This window comes from Solidesulfovibrio aerotolerans (assembly GCF_009856865.1).
Taxonomy (GTDB): Bacteria; Desulfobacterota; Desulfovibrionia; order Desulfovibrionales; family Desulfovibrionaceae; genus Solidesulfovibrio; species Solidesulfovibrio aerotolerans.
Genome location: NZ_WVUD01000089.1, coordinates 1 through 2,500, shown reverse-complemented (window position 1 = coordinate 2,500; position 2,500 = coordinate 1). Strand labels below are relative to the sequence as shown.

Below are 2,500 nucleotides of genomic sequence, written 5' to 3'. Positions count from 1 at the left end.
GTAGGGGAACCTGCGGCTGGATCACCTCCTTTTATGGATACGAAAACCCAACTCGCTATTTAATTGCAAGGACCAAGTGTCTTTGCAAGTTGCGCACACGATGGGCCTGTAGCTCAGGTGGCTAGAGCGCACGCCTGATAAGCGTGAGGTCGAAGGTTCAAGTCCTTCCAGGCCCACCACGCTTACCGGGGGTGTAGCTCAGCTGGGAGAGCGCCTGCCTTGCACGCAGGAGGCCATCGGTTCGATCCCGTTCACCTCCACCACAAGGGGAAGTGATATGGGTGCGCAACGTTGTTCTTTGACAGTTAAATAAGGGATGGGATTTAGGCAAAAGCCAAGTAATTAAGGGCAATCGGTGGATGCCTTGGCGCTGAGAGGCGATGAAAGACGCGGTAGGCGGCGATACGCACCGGGGAGCAGCCAAACGTGCTTTGATCCGGTGGTTTCTGAATGGGGAAACCCGGCGGGAGTCATGTCCCGTCATCCCTTGACTGAATACATAGGTCTTGGGAAGCGAACGTGGGGAAGTGAAACATCTCAGTACCCACAGGAGAGGAAATCAAAAGAGATTCCCATAGTAGCGGCGAGCGAACTGGGAAGAGCCCAAACCAGGTGCCTCCGGGCATCTGGGGTTGTAGGGTCTCCATCAAGTGATTCACTATTAGGCAGGGGAAGTGTCTGGGAAGGCACGCCGTAGAGGGTGAAAGCCCCGTACCTGAAACCGAATGTGACGCTGGAGATACCTGAGTACCACGAGACACGCGAAATCTCGTGGGAATCCGGGAGGACCATCTTCCAAGGCTAAATACTCCTCAGCGACCGATAGCGAACTAGTACCGTGAGGGAAAGGTGAAAAGAACCCCTGTTAGGGGAGTGAAACGAGAACCTGAAACCGATTGCCTACAAGCGGTTCGAGCCGGGCTTGCCCGGTGAGAGCGTGCCTTTTGCATAATGAGCCAGCGAGTTATCCTGTCGTGCGAGGTTAAGGCTAAAATGCCGGAGCCGTAGCGAAAGCGAGTCTGAATAGGGCGAACAGTACGGCGGGATAGACCCGAAACCGGGTGATCTATCCATGAGCAGGTTGAAGCTCGGGTAAAACCGAGTGGAGGACCGAACCCATATGGGCTGAAAACCATTGGGATGACTTGTGGATAGGGGTGAAAGGCCAATCAAACTCGGTGATAGCTGGTTCTCCCCGAAATATATTGAGGTATAGCCTCAGGCAGGAAGGACGGAGGTAGAGCACTGAAAGGGCTAGGGGTCTCACCAGATTACCAAACCCTATCAAACTCCGAATGCCGTTCTTTTATTGTCTGGGAGTCAGACTCTGGGTGCGAAGGTCCAGGGTCGAGAGGGTAAGAGCCCAGATCGACGGCTAAGGTTCCCAAATCCATACTCAGTGGGGAAGGAAGTGGGACCGCTCAGACAGCCAGGAGGTTGGCTTAGAAGCAGCCATCCTTTAAAGAAAGCGTAATAGCTCACTGGTCTAGTGGTCCTGCGCCGAAAATGTAACGGAGCTAAGTATGGTACCGAAGCCTCGAGCCTATCTCACGATAGGCGGTAGGGGAGCGTTCCCGGACGGGATGAAGGCAGATTGTAAAGTCTGCTGGACTAACGGGAAGTGATAATGCTGGCATAAGTAACGATAAAACGGGTGTGAAACCCGTTCGCCGTAAGCCCAAGGTTTCCTGGGTAAAGTTAATCTTCCCAGGGTGAGTCGGTCCCTAAGGCGAGGCCGAAAGGCGTAGCTGATGGAAAACAGGTTAATATTCCTGTACCTGTTTGTGTGTGCGACGGAGGGACGCAGGAGGGTAGGTCAGCCGGCTGTTGGACGTGCCGGTGTAAGCGTGTAGGCTTGGAGGATAGGCAAATCCGTTCTCCTTTAACGCCGAGACGTGATGCCGAGTCTTACGACATAAGTGACTGATCCCAGGCTGCCGAGAAAAGCTTCTAAGTTTAGCACAAGCAGACCGTACCGTAAACCAACTCAGGTGGGCGGGGAGAGTATCCCAAGGCGCTTGAGAGAACTCTGGTTAAGGAACTCGGCAAAATGACCCCGTAACTTCGGGATAAGGGGTGCCCCCTAGAGTGAAGCACTTGCTGCATAAGCTTTGGGGGGTCGCAGTGAAACGGTGGTGGCGACTGTTTACTAAAAACACAGGTCTGTGCGAAGTCGTAAGACGACGTATACGGACTGACGCCTGCCCGGTGCCGGAAGGTTAAGGGGTGGGGTTAGCGCAAGCGAAGCTCTAAACCGAAGCCCCGGTAAACGGCGGCCGTAACTATAACGGTCCTAAGGTAGCGAAATTCCTTGTCGGGTAAGTTCCGACCTGCACGAATGGCGTAACGATCTCCACGCTGTCTCAACCAGAGACTCAGTGAAATTGATGTGGCGGTGAAAATGCCGTCTACCCGCGGAAAGACGGAAAGACCCTGTGCACCTTTACTATAGCTTGACATTGGAGCTTGGACAATCGTGTGTAGGATAGGTGGGAGACTG

Annotated in this window: 2 tRNA genes and 2 rRNA genes (1 of these 4 cut by a window edge); all 4 read left to right on the top strand. The window is 53.8% G+C overall.

Annotation, left to right across the window (positions count from 1 at the left end):
• Nucleotides 1-32 (top strand): 16S ribosomal RNA (locus tag GTA51_RS19995) (it extends 1,516 nt beyond the left edge of the window).
• Nucleotides 33-102: 70 nt separating this feature from the next.
• Nucleotides 103-179, top strand: a tRNA-Ile gene (locus tag GTA51_RS19990).
• Between the two features lie 8 nt (nucleotides 180-187).
• Nucleotides 188-263, top strand: a tRNA-Ala gene (locus GTA51_RS19985).
• A 69-nt stretch (nucleotides 264-332) separates the two neighbouring features.
• Nucleotides 333-2,500, top strand: a 23S ribosomal RNA gene (locus GTA51_RS19980); the annotation flags it as partial.